Annotated in this window: 12 protein-coding genes and 1 pseudogene; 2 read left to right on the forward strand and 11 right to left on the reverse strand. The window is 44.4% G+C overall.

What is annotated here, in order from left to right:
- Window positions 1-830 precede the first annotated feature (830 nt).
- Window positions 831-1,821: pseudogene (locus JFC07_RS00070) on the forward strand (IS3 family transposase); the annotation flags it as partial.
- Between the two features lie 314 nt (window positions 1,822-2,135).
- On the opposite strand, the gene JFC07_RS00075 reads toward JFC07_RS00070, so the two are convergent.
- A complete protein-coding gene (locus tag JFC07_RS00075) occupies window positions 2,136-2,621 on the reverse strand; it encodes a hypothetical protein (RefSeq protein ID WP_198327779.1) in 486 nt (161 codons plus the stop codon).
- A gap of 254 nt (window positions 2,622-2,875) precedes the next feature.
- Between JFC07_RS00075 and JFC07_RS00080 the strand changes: the two genes are divergently transcribed.
- On the forward strand, window positions 2,876-3,550 hold the full coding sequence (locus JFC07_RS00080; protein WP_198327780.1) for a hypothetical protein: 675 nt from the start codon (window positions 2,876-2,878) through the stop codon (window positions 3,548-3,550).
- A 149-nt stretch (window positions 3,551-3,699) separates the two neighbouring features.
- Here the strand turns inward: JFC07_RS00080 and JFC07_RS00085 are convergent, their stop codons facing one another.
- The 10 genes from JFC07_RS00085 to JFC07_RS00130 all read right to left on the reverse strand — a co-directional run bounded on the left by JFC07_RS00085 (window position 3,700) and on the right by JFC07_RS00130 (window position 17,497).
- On the reverse strand, window positions 3,700-4,179 hold the full coding sequence (locus JFC07_RS00085) for a hypothetical protein (protein WP_198327781.1): 480 nt from the start codon (window positions 4,177-4,179) through the stop codon (window positions 3,700-3,702).
- Entirely contained in the window at window positions 4,180-4,923 is a 744-nt protein-coding gene (locus JFC07_RS00090) for a M90 family metallopeptidase (RefSeq protein ID WP_198327782.1), read from the reverse strand. It lies immediately after the preceding gene.
- Window positions 4,924-5,019: 96 nt separating this feature from the next.
- Window positions 5,020-6,012, reverse strand: coding sequence for a virulence RhuM family protein/type II toxin-antitoxin system death-on-curing family toxin (gene rhuM, locus JFC07_RS00095; protein ID WP_198327783.1), 993 nt, complete (start codon window positions 6,010-6,012; stop codon window positions 5,020-5,022).
- A gap of 85 nt (window positions 6,013-6,097) precedes the next feature.
- Entirely contained in the window at window positions 6,098-7,099 is a 1,002-nt protein-coding gene (locus tag JFC07_RS00100; protein ID WP_198327784.1) for a helix-turn-helix transcriptional regulator, read from the reverse strand.
- A 225-nt stretch (window positions 7,100-7,324) separates the two neighbouring features.
- Complete coding sequence (capA, locus tag JFC07_RS00105; RefSeq protein WP_198327785.1) at window positions 7,325-9,406, reverse strand: caprolactamase subunit alpha; 2,082 nt, start codon at window positions 9,404-9,406, stop codon at window positions 7,325-7,327.
- 40 nt (window positions 9,407-9,446) lie between these two features.
- On the reverse strand, window positions 9,447-11,210 hold the full coding sequence (gene capB, locus JFC07_RS00110) for a caprolactamase subunit beta (RefSeq protein WP_102076428.1): 1,764 nt from the start codon (window positions 11,208-11,210) through the stop codon (window positions 9,447-9,449).
- A gap of 362 nt (window positions 11,211-11,572) precedes the next feature.
- Window positions 11,573-12,520 carry an EamA family transporter gene (locus JFC07_RS00115; protein ID WP_193030105.1) on the reverse strand — a complete coding sequence of 316 codons (948 nt, stop codon included), beginning with the start codon at window positions 12,518-12,520 and terminating at the stop codon, window positions 11,573-11,575.
- A 142-nt stretch (window positions 12,521-12,662) separates the two neighbouring features.
- Window positions 12,663-13,907, reverse strand: a complete 1,245-nt coding sequence (locus tag JFC07_RS00120; protein WP_198327786.1) for a DUF819 family protein — start codon at window positions 13,905-13,907, stop codon at window positions 12,663-12,665.
- A 224-nt stretch (window positions 13,908-14,131) separates the two neighbouring features.
- Window positions 14,132-15,802, reverse strand: coding sequence for a DEAD/DEAH box helicase CsdA (locus JFC07_RS00125; protein WP_068405469.1), 1,671 nt, complete (start codon window positions 15,800-15,802; stop codon window positions 14,132-14,134).
- A gap of 618 nt (window positions 15,803-16,420) precedes the next feature.
- The gene (locus tag JFC07_RS00130; RefSeq protein WP_225211548.1) at window positions 16,421-17,497 is read right to left on the reverse strand and encodes a DUF1176 domain-containing protein; all 1,077 of its coding nucleotides are present in this window, start codon (window positions 17,495-17,497) and stop codon (window positions 16,421-16,423) included.
- Window positions 17,498-17,554: the final 57 nt, after the last annotated feature.

The raw sequence follows: 17,554 nt of genomic DNA on the forward strand, positions 1-17,554 counted from the left end.
TAAAAGCAGATTGGCATGCAATGATGGACGACCAGTTAAAACTAGACGTCCATCATTACATACCTATGTAATTAACAAATAAATCAAACGTCGAATAACGTTTTGGACTTTATTTTATCACTTATACACAAGATCAGTAAAGGTGAGGTAAGATAGGAAAAACTGTTTGGTAAGTGTTTTAGATACTAGGGCGTGTCTTCATTTTAAAAATGGTAATAAAAATTAGATAAATTGTAGTCAAACAAGGAAAATAGCGCCGTTAATATCGGGATATTACCTAGCTATTTGATGAAGTTTGGCAAAATTTAGCCATTTTTAGCCCATTTAGATGTCCATCGATTGAATTGAAGACACGCCCTAAACTGTTTTTGATATAAATCCATAAATGCATAGCCTAAGACTCAAGTCCTCACTAGCAGACTGAGCTTCTTCCTAGAGATGTTACGTTAAATGGTTTTCATGCAAAAAAAGTCATCGGTTCGAGTGCTCGAAAATAGCTCTGCTATCATGAGAATAATACATAAGTTTAAGTTCCAAAAAACTATCTATAGAAATCTGCTATGACCCTCCCTAAAACCTCTTTAACACGTAAATATATCCTTTTTTAGCAGCAGCGATGCTGTCTGTGTCAGCTATGGTTACTGATTTTAGCCAAGTTCAACGCGAAGCTAATCAAGGTGATGCTGATGCCTAATATGTGCTTAGGATGATATACGTCAAAGGCGAAGGCGTGCGACTAAACACCATGACTACTAAAAAATGGTTTGAGCTATGCTGAAGAAACCGTAGAGGTAAATTTGGTAAACTAAGCGTATTAATCGGAGTTTATCATGACCAAGAAAGTAAGAACCTACTGTGACGAATTTAAAGCCGAGGCAGTCAAGAAGATAGCAGACAATAATGGCAATATCTCAGCGACCGCAAAGCAGCTTGGCATCGCCATGCAGACCTTATCTAATTGGCACAATAAAGCCAATCAAGGCAAGCTTATCAGCACTCAGCAATATGAACCTGATCTTATGGCAGCTATTCAAGAAATAAAGTAGCTCAAGCGACAACTTAAAGTTGCTGAAGAAGAGCGAGAGATATTAAATGAGGAGGGATAAAGCGGAGCATTGCTTCGCCCCGACGCAAGGGGAGAGCTATGCTCGAGTGAGGCGACGGCGTACTTTGCCAAGCACAGCTAGTAAAGTACGCCTTTATAAAAACTAATAGACAGGTCTTTAGTATCGTCTCTATGTGCCGTGTGTTAAGCGTCAAACCATCAAGCTATTACGACTGGAGTAGTCGCGATATCAGCGAGCAGCAGATACATCGCAACCATTGTGAGCTACTAGTTAAAGCCGCTCACAGTGAAAGTAAAGAACGTTATGGTTATGAACGTTTGCATGCAACACTCACCGAGCAAGGCCATGACATCACCTATATCTGGACAAATGAGGGTTGGCTGTATTTAGCAGGCGTTAAAGACTTATACATTAAAGAGCTTGTCGGTTACGCCATCATCAAACGCATGACAGCAGATCTAGTATGCAAAGTATTGAACATGGCCATCAAGAACAAACGACCCAGTAAAGGGCTAGTCGTTCACTCTAAAATAGGCAGCCAGTATGTAGCCACGCGTACCATAAGATCATCAAGCAGCCTCACTTTACAAGCTCAATGAGCGCTAAAGGTAACTGCTTTGACAACGCACCCATAGAAAGCTTCTGGGGCATATTGAAGAACGAACTAGTATATTACCAAGACTATAAAACAAGGTTTGCCGCTATTACCAATATCATTAGATATATCGAGTTGTACTACAATCAAACGAGGATGTTGATGAAGATGACTTTATGAATAGTTAGTAGGTATGAGAATTAATCAATCATCAACCAATCTTTATAGGGATTTATCATATAATTATAATCCCATGAACTTATTGTATGGTACCCTTAGTTTAACATAATATACATTATGCGAAAACAAACCAACGGTCTTAAGAGTTAAGTGCATAAGGTTTTTATCTAACTTTCTCTGTAATAATTGTCGTTCGTTTCCAGCCAAACTTAAACATCTACAATATTCATCTTCGCATTTAATATTAATACCAGCACCGACTTTAAAATTTTCATTTAAAACTTAAGCGCCAGCTAACGACAATGCTCTAGTAAATACTCGCGTAAAGATTTTCCATCCTCATCTAGGATGACATCCGTCACTTGGCAAGCCACGTCATTATCAACGCTCTTACATGACAGTTCATAATACACATCATCGCCTTGTGCCAAGCTGACTTGCACCAATCCTTGCTCGGTCACTGCAAACTGCTTATCTTGCTCATAATCAGGATCTTGCGAATTCCATAAAACATCATAACCAATATGACAAGACATTTGCTCTCTAGCAAAATAATCCCGCTCAAGCTGCATGGCCGCTTTTAGCTCTGGGCTGCCATATTGGTGCAAAACCACTGGATAATCTTGACCCTGATTATCCACATCTTGCTGGTACATATCTGCGATGGTCGTGACTTTCATGGCAAACGTCGTCTGCAAGGCTTCTGTTAGATTGGCGGTCGCAGACATGGCAAAAGACCCTATGATTAACATCATGATAGAAAATATGGTTTTCTGCATGGCGCTCTCCATCGGCTACGACTTATGATGTATTATATTCGTAAATAAGAATATAAACTATCATTTTACGCTATTATTATGTCAATTAAGCTTTTAAACCAAAACCCCGTTTACACAGCAACATTATCAACTTTGGGCAGTTATGAGTACTATTGATAAATAATCGCTACTGATAAGCGAACACCGATGTAAACCAGTAATGACCTAGGTTTCAAGCTATTCTAATTTTAATAAGCTACGATAAGGATATTTTTATGATGTCATCATCTCGTTTTAATATTTTTCAGTCAGGTTTGTATAAATTAACCATTGCTGCGTGCTTTGCTTCCATACTTGTTACGACCGGCTGCTCATCTTCCGCTGAGTCTAGCGTCAAAATACCCAGCCAACAAAATGGCAACACCTCAGCCCCCGTTATCTCCGATATGAACCAGCAAACGCTCAGGCAGCAAGCTTTACGTATCCAGCGTGCCCTAGCGAACAACGACTTTGCGCGCATTACCAACGACATTCATCCGACGCGCGGCGTGCGTTTTTCCATGTATGCCTATGTGCGCCCTGAGACTGATAAAGTCTTTAGCCGCGAGCAATTCGCGCAGTACTTACAACAAGCCAAAATCCGCTTTACTTGGGGTGAACGTGATGGGTCTGGTGAGCCGTTAGTGATTCCGCTCCCAGAATACTTGGAAACGTGGGTCGATGGCGATACCTATAACAATGCCAGTATCAGCATTAATGAGTTTAAGCACAGCGGCAATATGATTAATAATTTAAAGGAAGTTTATCCCAATTCCGAGTTTGTTGAGTTTTATCATAAAGGCTCAGAACAATACTCTGGTATAGATTGGCGTATCCTGCGCTTGGTGTTTGATGAGTACCAAGGCAAACGCTATTTGGTCGCTATCGTCAATGAGCAATGGACGGTTTAAATATTTTTATCTGCAAAAACAGATATTTACACCTATAAAAGATAATAAGAGGCAGTGTGATTAAATCAATACACTGCCCTTTTCATCTGTTTTCTAAGCTATTAAACCGATAATTAAGACATTAGCGACTGAAAAATCCGTAAAAATACTTATAAACTGAGCAAACATTGATGATTTTTATAGATCATATAGAAGGTAGTAGCAGTACTCTTATTCTCTTTGCTTTCATATACTGGATAATCATATGCTTCCTCAAAAACACCCTTATAACTATCTAGTTTATCCATGCCTTTTGTCGTTAAATCTGCTTTGTTGTTTATGTTCATTAAATGATAAATGTCACTATAATCAACCCCTTTTTGTCTCATCTCCATAATATTGAAAGCAAAAGCTGACTGAGTTGAACAGAAATCTTCATTATTATCAGGTATGTTTTTGACTTTATCGAGTGTTGAATCTATATATAATCCTAATTCTTGCAGCTCTTTAGGATACTGTGAGGGCTCGTTGATAGCATATGCTGTATGTGTTATCAATAAAGCATAAATTAAAATTAGCAATTTTTTCATGAAATTCATATTCTCGTAAGTATGGTTTTTTCTAATCGCTTTTACCAAGACACCTTTCATTCAAAGCGGCGTTTGGCGAAAAAACTTCACCATTATGTCGTAAATATCAGGATAAGCATCAATCAGCTTTTGCGGCGTCTCAAAAAATACCTCACTGAGTACCGCAAAAAACTCCGCAGGATTGGTCGCGCCATAACGGTCGAGACCTGATTTATGATGGCTTTGAAAATCCTCAAAGTCGCGGCTCATAATTTCAGTCCAGTGCGCAGGATCCATATCGGGTTGTAGCGGCGGAAAGCCATTGGCACGACCATTTAGCATATCAAGCTTATGGACAAACTCATGAATGACCACGTTGTGACCATCGCGCTCGCCTGAGTGTTTGGCATCCTTCCATGACAGAATGACAGGCCCGCGCAGCCACGCTTCTCCGCTACGGTGCTGACTGCCCTCATGGACAATCCCCAACTCATCGACGGTGGTGGTTTCGCTTTTGTAAGAACCTGGATAAATAATAATGGCCGACCAGCCAGCGTACCACTCAAGGCTTAGGTTTAAAATAGGCAGGCAAGCTTGTAAGGCGATAGATTGCTTGACCGCATCGGTAATCTCGAAACCCTGTGCGCCAGTAATCGACTTACCCGCCAAAAACAACGTCGCCAGCTCAAACAAGCGTGTTAGCTCATCCTCGTTTAGCCTATCAAGTATCACAATACGCTTAGCCGCTTTCAGCCAGTCAGCATGGGTAAACTCGCTGTTGCCCAATATGCGCTGCTCGCGCCAGTCTTTTATGATGCTAAACATAGTGGATTTCCTTTAATTTTGTCGTTAGACTGTGATTTTTATTATTGGTGTTATGCGTTTTAAGGGGTTAAGTGATGCTGACAATAAGTCTGTTTATCAAGATTCTAACGACAGCATATTCATAATCAATTTAATCAAGGTTTCTTTTTGGTTGGGGTCAGATTCAGCGACCAACAAGGTTAATGCGGCAAGCCCCGTGTTATTAATAACCATGTCACCTTTATCATTGAGCAGTCGATTATTACGATGCAGAAAATCCACAAACAAAAAAGCGCCGCTGCGTTTATTGCCATCGGTAAAGGGATGGTTTTTGACCATAAAGTACAGCAGATGCGCCGCTTTACTCTCGATGGTCGGGTATGCAGGCGCGCCAAACACCGTCTGCTCTAAAGTACCTAGCACGCTGTCCAAACCATCACCGCGAGGCTTAGCAAATAGCTCAGTCGCCTCACCTCTATCTATCAGCTGCGCTTTCAAATCTGTCAGCGCTGCCATCGCCTCAGTTGGACTGGGTAAGATACCGCCCTCTTGCCCGGCCGGATCGTCAAGCAACCCTTCATCATAGCGCTGTAACCATAAGAATGTCTGTGTATAACGGCTGATAATCTCAACCAAGCCGCGTCCTTCATCAGTTTTAAGCTCAGGACTTTGCGCGGTTTTTCGAATTAAATTCAATGCTTGTTGTAGCTCGCTTGAGTTTTTATCAAAGCGCGCTTGATTGAGCGTGTAGCCTTGAACCAAGTATTCACGTAGGCGCTGCGTTGCCCAGCGTCTAAACTGCACACCTTGGGGAGATTTGATGCGATAACCCACTGAGATAACCACATCTAAGTCATAAAACGTCACAGGGCGATCAGAATTTGCAATATGCATTTTTTGCATATTGCTTTTTTCAGCAATCTCTTCATCGTTTATAGCATTGGCAATATGACGCGAAATCACTGATTGGTCACGACCAAACAACTCGGTCATTTGTGCTTGCGTGAGCCAAACAGTCTCTTGCTCGAAGCGAACGTCTACCTGCGCCTCTCCATCAGCGCTTTCATAAATCTCTACTTTTGCTGTTTTATCATTCGTCGCATCAGTCATCTTGGTTTTTCCTTAACTTAATATACGCGATTATGCTCAATTCATAAATCATACAGCGACTGCGTGACAGAGTACATAACAATGACTATTCTGTGCCTGTGCTTGGAGTATCTCGCGGCGTATAACCGAAATGCTGCTTATAAATGCGTGAAAAGTAACCTTGGTCGCCATAACCGACCCTATGCGCCACTTCATCGATGGTTACATAGCTTTTGGTTTTTAAAATATGATTGGCCTGCTTTAAACGTAGCTCTTTTACCCATTCTGAAAAACTATAGGGCAACTCAGCAAACAGCTTATGCAAGTATCTGACCGATATATGACAAGCAGCAGCGACCATTGCTGGAGTCAAAGCAGGGTTTTCTAGGTGCAAATAGACGTAATGCTCGATGCGCTTTAGGTGTACCGACTGTATGGACGAGCTGCTACTCATCATCACCTCTTTCGGGGCGCTCAATGTCAATACAATAAGGTTAAGCAGCTGCTGCTCTAGGATTTTAATCTCTAAAGCCGCCAATCTATGCTGCTGAATCAGCTCTAATATCTGTCTGATTTGAAAAACCAGCAACCTGCCAGCCCCTTCATCAATAGACAGGCTACGGGCAAACTGCCGCTCTATCGTACCCATTTGCGGGCTTAATAGCGCTAATGGCACTTTAATCACATATAACGATACTTCTTGCAGATGATAAAACTTGTAAGGTAAGTTTGATAATTCAATAAAAAACTGACCCGGGTTTGAGATTAATTGGCGGTTTTTTTGCGCAAAACGAACGCTACCAGTAACAGGAAAGGTGATTAAAATACTGTCGTCGCTACGGTTATTACTGTTGCCGTGACTAGACTGATTGCTTGCTAAGCTGCGTTTATAATATACGGTATTGGCATGATAATGCGATACGCCGATATCCAAAAGCTTGGCGTGTTGCAAGTAACCAGAAAACTGACTTGGTTGGCGAAAGCTGACATTGAGATCAAAATAGGTGTCATTGATGGTGCGCTTCCAATCAAACGCGTCTAACGTTTGAGGAGCGCTTATCGGAGGCGTTGAAGGTAACCATAAGGAAGGAGGTAATTTTGCATTCATCCTTGAATACTCTGTATGTAAAAATAGCTATCACAAAATTGATAGGCATTTAGGTATCATGCCAGCTAATAAAATGTCGTTCTCCTTTATATCATACCTGTATGACGACTGGATTTCTAAATATGATACCTACTAAATATGATATAAAAAACAAAATCAGGCATTAAATGAGATTTAATGCCTGATGGGAAGTTTATAAGGTTATAGTGATAAAAGAACAGTAAGCTAAGCCGCTTTGGTCAGCTTATAAGTGCCCGTTTCATGCAATTCTGCTCGCCAGCCTTTTTTAATCACAATCGTGGTGGTTGGCTCTTGAATAAGCGCCGGACCTGCAATCAATGCTCCTGCACCAAATTCCTCACCATTATAAATAGGCGTATCAATCCATTCGTATTCTTGATCCATGATCATCTCACGGCTACCGACTTGCGCTTGACTGACATCACCTTGTTGCTTAGCAAGCTCTGGTAGCTTGGGCTTACTGATTTTACCGATGACAGCGACTTCGATATTGACCAGCTCGACCTTGTTGTCACACTCATCATAAGTATAAAGCTCTTTATGACGGTGATGGAAGGCTTCCAAAATCGTTTGCACGCTATCGACATCAAGCTTGCCATTGGGTATCAGCACATTACACTCATGCACCTGCCCGACGTAGCGCATCTCCATGGTACGCTCGATGATGATATCATCTTCTGCAAAGCCATCTTCTAACAGCTTTTGTACGCCTAGGCTTTCTAGCTCGTGTAAGGTAGCATTAAGCGACTGTAGCTCTGAATCTGGCGCAATAATCATCATCTGCGTGGCAAGATAGTTATATTTAATATCAGAGATGATTTGACCAAAGGCGCAGAGACATGAGGCAATCTTTGGTATCAAGATAGTACCAATCCCCATCTCTTCTGCCAAATCAACAATATGCATACCACCTGCGCCGCCGGCACAGATAAGGGCAAAGTCGCGAGGGTCATAGCCTTTTTCAATGGTAATACGGCGAATCCCATTTGCCATGTTTTGATTGACGATGGCACTGATACCAAAGGCGGCATGTGCCAATTCAATCTTTAATGGATCGGCGATATGTTTTTGTACCGCTTGCAGCGCTTTGTCTTTATCCAAAGTCACGCAGCCGCCTAACACGGCATCTGGCTCAAGATAGCCTAACACCAGATTGGCATCGGTGACCGTTGGCAACTCACCGCCTTTACCATAAGAAGCTGGACCTGGGGTCGCGCCAGCACTTTGCGGCCCTACCTCTAACATACCAAAATTATTCACATGACCAATAGAGCCGCCGCCTGCGCCCAGCGTTTCGACATGAATCATCGGCACGCCAATACGATTGCGTAAAAAATCAATATCACGGTTTAGGCTGGTTCGGCCAGATTTGGCCATCGTGATGTCAAAAGACGTACCGCCCATATCAACGGTGATAATGTTATCAATGCCAAAGGCGCTGGCAATATACAGTCCTGCTTGCGGTGCTGATGCCGGTCCTGAGTTGATGGCATTAACCGCCCGTTCGCGCATGATGTTACCGACCGCAAGCCCGCCATTCGACTGAAAGTAACGAACAGGCTGCTCAGCGCCGAGCGCCTTAAAGTAATCATCAATCTTATGTACATAAGACGCCATAACGGGGCTTAAATAGGCATTGACCAATGTCGTTGAGGTACGCGTATATTCCTTAATCTGCGGATATACTTCACTACCGCAGCAGACAAACACCCCCGGCATGTGCTGCTCAATCAGCTCTTTGGCACGCTGTTCGTGCTCGGTATTACGGATAGACCACACAAAAGAGATGGCAACCGCTTGCACGTCTTGCTGTTTTAACACTTCAATCGCATCGAGGATATCTTGCTCATTTAACGGCTCGTGTTCGCTGCCGTCTGCCAAGATACGACCACGGATAGGAAAGCGGCGGTCACGCGTAGCAATTTGTGGTGCCGGCGGGTAACTGGCATCATAGCGGTGTCCTTCTTCTTTGTGCCCTAAGCGTATCTCGATACTGTCTTCATGTCCTTTGGTACATAGCAATCCTACTTTTACGCCCGTCATCTGAATCAACGCATTTAGTGCGACGGTCGTACCATTTATGCACAAATCGCAGGCTTGAATGATGTCCTCGATAGGACGGTTAAACTTGTTGGCAATTTGCTGGAGACCATTGGCAATGGCTAAGGTGCCATCCTCTGGGGTCGATGGCGCTTTAAACAGATGAATGTCACCGGTTTTTTCTGCCAAGACAAAATCTGTAAAAGTCCCGCCAGCATCAACGCCAATACGAAAATCGTTGTTCATAAGTCATCCTTAACTCAATCATGAAAGTTCAATGTGTGTTTTATGCGGTTATCTGGCGGCGTAAGTAATCAGTCTCAGCTTCATTTAGCGTCAAAGTTTCTGGGTCAAGTACCACACCGTATTCAATCTTTGCCGCAGCAATTGAGATAATCCTTTCTTTTACATCCTTGATGACCGCTTGAATATCGCGATCAAATGAGCTGCCGTAACCGCCGCCACCCGGGTTGATATTGCGCGCGCGTTCACCCGGCGTGATTTCCGTAACGGTGTTTTTTCTATATAAGTCCGTTTGCCCGTCTTTATGTAGTATCTCTAGACGCCCAACTTTGAGCTCAGGTGAGATTTGTTCCGCGCCGCCGGCGCCCATAGTAGGATGCTGGCGACCTTCGCCAAAGGCAATAACCGTCATAGTATGGTCTAATGGCTCAACTTCCCAAACCGTACCACAACCGCCGCGGTACTCGCCTGCGCCGCCACTGTCTTCTGCCAAGCCATATTTATGGATTAAAATAGGATACTGGTACTCTAACAGCTCAATATCTCCCGAACTTAGCGCGCCAAAGCAGCTCAATGGCCCACAAGCGTGCCAGCCATCCATCTGCTGGGTGGCGCCGGCACCCGAGATAATCGATGCTAATATCATGGTGACGTATTGCTCGCCAGTTTTTGGGTCGATACCAGCAATATTAATCCCTGATGAATGCCCCCAAGACGCGGTAACGCGCTCAGGTGCTGCTGCTTCAAATGCCATACGTACCGCATCGGTTAAGGTTTCCATCGGTGTGGTTGTACAGTTAACATGCGGCGCAGGTTCTCTGGCATTACATAAGGTGCCATGCTCACCCAAATCAACGGTAACGCAGCGGTATAAACCTTCGTTATACGGCGGCTCTACTTGGGCAAACATCATTAGCCCAAGCAATACCCCAGACATCGAGTTACCAGCATAAGAGTTGATAAAATAAGGGACTTGCGGCGGACTGGTGATTTTAATATGTACATCGCTGTCTTTGATGACAATGTCGGCGCTGATGGTCATATCACCCAAGCCATGACCTGAGTCTTCTAATACCGCCTCGCCATGATAATCGCCATCTGGGATAGACGAGATTAACGAGCGCATATGATGGTCAGCCATGCTCTTTAGCTCTTCAATCGCGCCACGTACCGTCTCAATGCCATATTTGTCTAGCAGCGCAATCATATTACGCTCGCCGACCGCGCACGCGCCGTACTGGGCATTGAGATCGCCTTCTTGATTACGGCGTGAGCGCATATTGCTGTGCAGCAAATTAATGACGTCATGGCGTTTGACGCCTTTTTCCCAAAGCTTAATGGGCGGAATGCGTAAGCCTTCGGCATATATCTCTTTGGCATCGGGGTTATAGCCGGCTGGTACAGGGCCACCGATATCAGTGACATGACCTTTACAGACCGTCCAAAAGACCAGCTCACCTTTATAAAACACCGGCTTATACATACAGCAATCTAGGATATGGCTGCCCATCATCACAGGGTCGTTATGATAAATGACATCGCCTTCATGAATGTCATCACCATAATATTCGGCGACGGCTTTCATGGCGGGCATCAGTGAGCCTAAATGAATGGGAATGTCTTGCCCTTGCAAAATCATCTCAGGCAAATGATCAAACAGCGCATTACTATAGTCATGAGCTAAGTTAAAGACACTCGAACGAGCGGTTTTTTCTAAGGTGGTTGTCATCTCACGCTGCGCCGTTTCTAGGGCGCCACGTACGACAGACAAGGTAATGGGATCTATAGAAGGGTGAGCGTTGCTCATAAAAGACTCCTTGTCGAGAAATTTGGGTCAGAACAAGCGCATTTATATAGGCGAAATAAAAGAATATTCCGGTCTATATGACCATTTATCCTTACCTTTCAGCGTGCGCTTTATCTGGCTTATCATCTATCCTAATGATCAAGCTTTTTCACTATAGCGAGGTTTTGGTCAAATAGATGGACTGTGCGTGCAGAGTTTTTGACTGTGAGTGTACAGATGTAACGATAAATAGCCTGTTTTCATCTTTATCATAGTGGGATATAAAGCGTTCAGAATAGAAAAAGAGCAGTGCCTCACATATGAGGCATTGCTCTTTTTGTCTATTCTTACTAACTCTATAGGAAGCTATAAGTTATTTACTACTATACGTGAGCAGACTTCCTGCCTAGACCTATCTTCACATTAGCCAATACCAGTCCAGATAAGATAAGCATCATCGCTAGCATCTTCCACCATGTGACCACCTCTCCTGTAAACAACACTGAAGTCGCCATCCCAAACACGGGCACCAGTAAGGCAAATGGCATTACCTTAGAGGCGATATTTTGGCTAAGCAGATGCGCCCAAAGTCCAAAGCCAATCAGGGTTGAAACATAGACGATAAATCCAAGCGATAACCAAGACTTGAAAGACGCTTGCGTAAATGTCGCAAGCGTCCATGCTTCATTTTCAAATAGCAGAGAAGTTAAAGTCAAAATTACACAAGCAATCAGACCGCCCCATACGACTAGTGATAGCGCTGACAGGGCCGATGTTTTATTTGAAGCTTTGTTGCTATTTGCAGGCGAGGTAGTAGAAATATTACCAATACTTTGCTGCGTTGAGGCCTTTTTTGAAGCAATATTACCAAAGCTCCAGCCTATAGCCGCAATCAATATGCAGATAAAGCCAATCAAGGGCATATCACCGCCGAGATTTAGCGCAATCACACCCAGCCCTAGTACACCGACCAACATACCGATAATCTGCATGCGACTCACCGCTTCACCTAATATGATATACGCCAGCAAGACGGTGATGAAAATCTGAACTTGTAATAATAACGCCGTCAACCCTGCCGAAGCGCCTAAATGCATGGCGGTAAATACAAAGGCATATTGCATGACAAAGGTGCCGATAGCATAAATAAATAGTGTACGGTTGAACTTAGGCGGTTTAAGGAACAAAACCAACGGCACGGCAGTAAAGAAAAAACGTAACGCGGTTAGCATCAGTGGCGGAAAGCTTTCAAGCGCCCAGGCAATAAAGGTAAAGTTCACGCCCCATATAAAGGTAACCAATACGGCTAAAGCAATGTGGATTGGGGTCATGTGCCTATCCTAGAGGGTTTTTAAAGTCAATGGCGTCAGGCTGGCGTGTTGGCATATTGGTCTGTCCTGATAATGATATCGATGAGGTAATGCGTATTAAAACCTGAAAAATCCAAACACGCCAGCATTTAGTTAAGTGCTATCACCCCACCACCAGCCGCATCATTTGCGTACTGATATAACCGCCAAAAGTACCCACGGCATAGCCTAAAATACCCAAGAACACGCCAACTGGCGCCAGTGACGGGTGAAATGCCGTAGCGACAATCGGTGCTGATGACGCGCCGCCAGTATTGGCATTAGAACCAACTGCCAAAAAGAAGAATGGCGCACGAATCATTCTAGCAACCGCAAAAACAATCACAACGTGAATACTCATCCATAACAGACCAATGAGTAGTAAGCGCCATTGCGAGACAATGCCCGCTAGATTGATTTGCATACCAATAGCCGCGATTAAGACAAAGATAAAGACCGTACCGATTTTGGAGGCGCCAACATGGTCAAGGCGGCGGATTTTGGTAAAGGAGAAAACTACCCCTATTAAGGTAATAATCACCACCATCCAAAAGAATGAGCTGGCAAAGCTATATTGCACTGCCCAACTATAAGGTGCAAAGAAGCCTGCTATTTGCCCACCTGCGAAATGCGCCACCCCGACCATGGCAAAACACAAGCCAAACATCACCATCAAATCATTGATAGTGGCAGGACGCGCATGGTCTCGCTCATAGCTTTCCACCGCAGCAATCACTTTATCAATACTACTGCTGTCCGCCCGTAAAAACTTATCTATCTTCGCGCTGTGCTTGGCCATGACCAAAATCGCCAATAGCCATAATGAGGCGTTGGTGGTATCGACCAAAATCATCATGCCAAATAAATCATCACTGACGCCAAACAGCTCTTTCATCGCCGCTTGGTTTGCTGCCCCGCCAATCCAGCTACCCGCGACCGCTGAAAACCCGCGCCATAAGGTATCGTCGGTAAACATATCAGGTGATATCCATTTGGCAATGCCTAAGCTAATCGGCCCACTAATAACAATGGCAACACTGGCCGCAAAAAACATGGCAATGGCTTTCCAGCCAAGCCCTAAGATTTTTGGCACATCCATCGACAACGTCATCAATAGCAAACTGGCTGGCAACAGATAGGTGGCGGTAAAGCCATAAATCTGCGAACCAATACCATCAGCAAAGACACCCAAGCTATTTAGGGTTGCAGGAATGAAGCAGCACAGCACAATACCCGGCAGGACGGCATAAAAGCGGCGCCAAAACTTACCAGGCAGCCCTTGGGTATAAAACACCAAACCAATAATGGCCATGATAATGCCAAAGGCTAACGGCAAATTATCAATGGCTAAATGAGAAATATCGGGCATCAGACAGCTCCGCAGCACACGATGATTAAAAGCCTGTCAGTATAGACAAGGCGAAAAAGACGCGCAAGCAACGATATAGCATTGTTGACTTTTTATTAGTGAAACATACAAGTATTTTGACGCACAAAAAAGCCAGATAACAAGTATCTGGCTTTTTAATATGACGCTATATGATTAATAATGACATTTATTTAAGCCATTATTAACCATTCATTATAACGTTATTACGAGTTTCTACCGCGATTACCGCCTGTTGGACGACCTTGACCACGGCTGTCAGAGCGATTTGCTGGGCGACCTTGGCTGCCACTTGGACGACCGCGACCGGTTGCAGCGCGATCGCCACGTGGTGCGCTGGTGCCGTCACCACGGCTAGGCGCGCCTGTGCGTTTGCCTTGATAGGGTTTGCCACCTGAGCGCTCACTTGGCTTGCCTTGGTAACCGCTGTCATTGCTTGCGCGTTGACCAGTCGGCGCGCTGTCGCTTGAGCGACCACGGCCTTGACCATTACCGCCGCCGTTTGAACGACCTGCATAACCGCCTGCTGAACGACCACGGCCTTGACCGTTACCGCCGCCGTTAGAGCGTCCGCGACCACGGCCACGACCATTACCTTTGTTTTCGCTTGGTACATAAGTCTTCTTAGGTTCCATACCTTCGATAACACAGACTTCCATTTTGCGATCTAAGTAACGGTTGATAGCGTTTAGCTGTGGACGATCATCCATGCTACATAAGCTGATGGCAATACCCGTACGACCAGCACGGCCACAACGACCGATACGGTGGACGTAATCTTCGGTTTGACGTGGCAAGTCATAGTTAATAACGTGTGAAATCGCTGGTACGTCTAGACCGCGAGCAGCAACGTCGGTCGCTACTAGGATTTTAACCTTGCCATTACGTAAGTCTTGTACGATACGGTTACGCTTGCTTTGCGGCAAATCGCCATGGAGGAAACTGGCTTTATGACCAGCTTCTTGCAGCTGTTTGGCCAATTTTTCTGTACTACGTTTGGTCGCTGCAAAGATAATGATTTGTTCCATATCTTTGTCACAAACAACTTTATCAAGCAAACGGTTTTTGTGATCAAAATCATCACAGTAGTATACTTTTTCTTCGATATGCGCCGATTCAACTTTGATTGAAACGCGCTCAGGATTTTTGGTGAAGCTCGCCGCAATCTTGCCAACAGGGCCATCCCAAGTCGCTGAACACATAATCGTTTGACGATTATCAGGTGCCGCTTTCAAGATATCGTTGATATCATCAGCAAAACCCATGTCTAGCATACGGTCAGCTTCGTCAAGTACCAACACTTCAAGGTTTGATAAATCAACGCGACCGGCTTTGATATGGTCAAGTAAACGACCAGGCGTCGCAACAATCACTTGAACGCCTTTTCTTAGCGCAGTAATCTGACCGTTGTACGGTGCGCCGCCGACTAATGGCACACAGAACAGACCGCGCATGTCTTTTGAATAGGTACGAACGCTGTCATGTACTTGCTGAGCAAGCTCACGCGTTGGCGTTAAGATAAGGGCTTTGGTTAATTTGTCAAAGCTAGTGGCACGGCTTAAACGGTCAAGTACTGGGATAACAAATGCCGCAGTTTTACCACTACCGGTTTGCGCTGACAATAATAAGTCGCGACCCGCTAGAGCAAAAGGAATGGCTTGTTCTTGAATAGGTGTTGGGTTGGTATAGCCAACGCGGTCAAGCGCGGTCAAAATTGGCTTGGCAATATCAAGGTCGCTAAAAGTGATTTTATTTTCTTCAGCAGCGTCAGTAGTAGCCGCTTGATTATTGGTATCAGCAGTTGCAGTGGTGTTTGGGGTATCAGTGCTGTCGATGATGCCGTTTTCAGCGGCGATAGCAGATAAGATGTCAGTCATAGTAATCCTTGGTAAGTATAAGCTGCTGTAAATTCAGCAAGCTTGATGCATACCACTGATAACCGTTCATCACGCCGCATTTATAAAATTATTGTCTCACCTTAAAAGGCTTAACAATCAAAAGCCAAGCCATAAAGCTTGTCAATATTATAAAGGCGTTCGTGCTGTCTGACGTATTTTGGTGGTAGTGCCGAGTGTCTTATCCTTGTTTGCTAAAAGCGCATTATCAATGCTTTGTCCAAAGCAGATAAAGGCTGGTAACAACCAATCTAACCGATATAGCGGTCAGTAGATAAGATATGAGTCAAAAATAACGGATTTTTCACTATTAATAGAAAAGGTTATTTAAGTACACAAAATCATCGGCAACAATTACTTATGGTCATCCTAGACCCAAAATCGCAGGCGATGTTATCAATCTCATAATTCACGCTAGTCTATGCTAACGTGGCGACGCAGTATAGCACAACATAAGCGCAAACAGTACCTATTTTTCTGTTTATGATAAAAATAGGTCAGATCTCAAACAATTTAGGCTTAAAAACCGCTGCGCCAGTCTTTAATACAGCCGCTTGAACGCTTTTATCTTTAATGTAATAATTTCTAACATACGCGCTATTAACGCGACATTTTCACTTCCGTCACATAGGTTGGCAATTGCCAAGCGCCGCCCGCCTCTATCAGCCGGCACATACCTGTGGTGCTTTCATGACTTTTCTCAAACGCTCTGCCTGTCCATACCCATTCACTTTTGGCTAAACAGTCGCCAAGCCCGCGGCCTTTTTGCACCGAGGTTATTTTACCATCGCCATAATCGGTCGCGCTTGTCGTCACCAAGCTCGGCTTATAAGGCTTAGTGTCATTGAATACCCAAACACCCGTACCCGTGTTATAAGCGCCCGTCCAACAATCATGCTGGGCGAGCAGCTGCTTACTGTTTAAACGGCTGACGCGCCACGCTGTCTTATCCGCTAAGTTTGGACATTCAGTGTTGACATCTTTCATGGTGGTTTTCATCATCTCTGCCAACTGCGATGAGCGCATGGCAAATTTTTTCTTACTACTAGAGAGGGCGTTAGGATTAGGAGTGACCAGTCGTAATGAAGGAGCGGCTTGCGGCGACAAGATGCCGCTATTAGATTTACTGGTGTTATTGCTAATAAAAGCGCTTGAGGTCCCTACCCGGCCTTGAGCTTCGTCGGCTTTGAGCATCACTGCACTGGCCCCTTTATCCGATAACTGCCAGCGCGTGTTACGAATCACCAGCTCAATTTTGCTCGATTTGGTCAAGGCATCAAGCAGCGCGCTCACCTGCGCTGAGGTTAGCTCGGCATGACCTGCGGCTACTGAGTAAGGCTTGGTTTCTCCATAATCTCTATCATTAATAAACAGTGAGATACGATGGCGATTACCAAGCTGCATCAGCGCTTTAGCAGAGCTTTCTTTAGCGCCGCCAAGCTTTACTTTGCCATCGACGGTAGCGTTTGCTCCTGCGCGGCGTACCAATAGTAAAGACACAGGTAAATCGCTATTATTCTCCGCTTGGTAACCTGCCAGCCGGCAAGTACGCGTATTGTCGCAAGCGACTTCCCAATCTTGATTACTAAAGCTTACAGGCGTGGCAGCCTGCGTCACGGAACTCAATAAAGCGGCGCTAAGGGCAGCAAATAACGGTAATATCATTTTTTTTGTCATGAATAAAGGCAACTTTTTTATTTTTATCAAAATGTTTTTTCTATGCGGGTTGTTTTT

It is taken from the genome of Psychrobacter faecalis (assembly GCF_016107575.1).
Lineage (GTDB): Bacteria > Pseudomonadota > Gammaproteobacteria > Pseudomonadales > Moraxellaceae > Psychrobacter > Psychrobacter faecalis.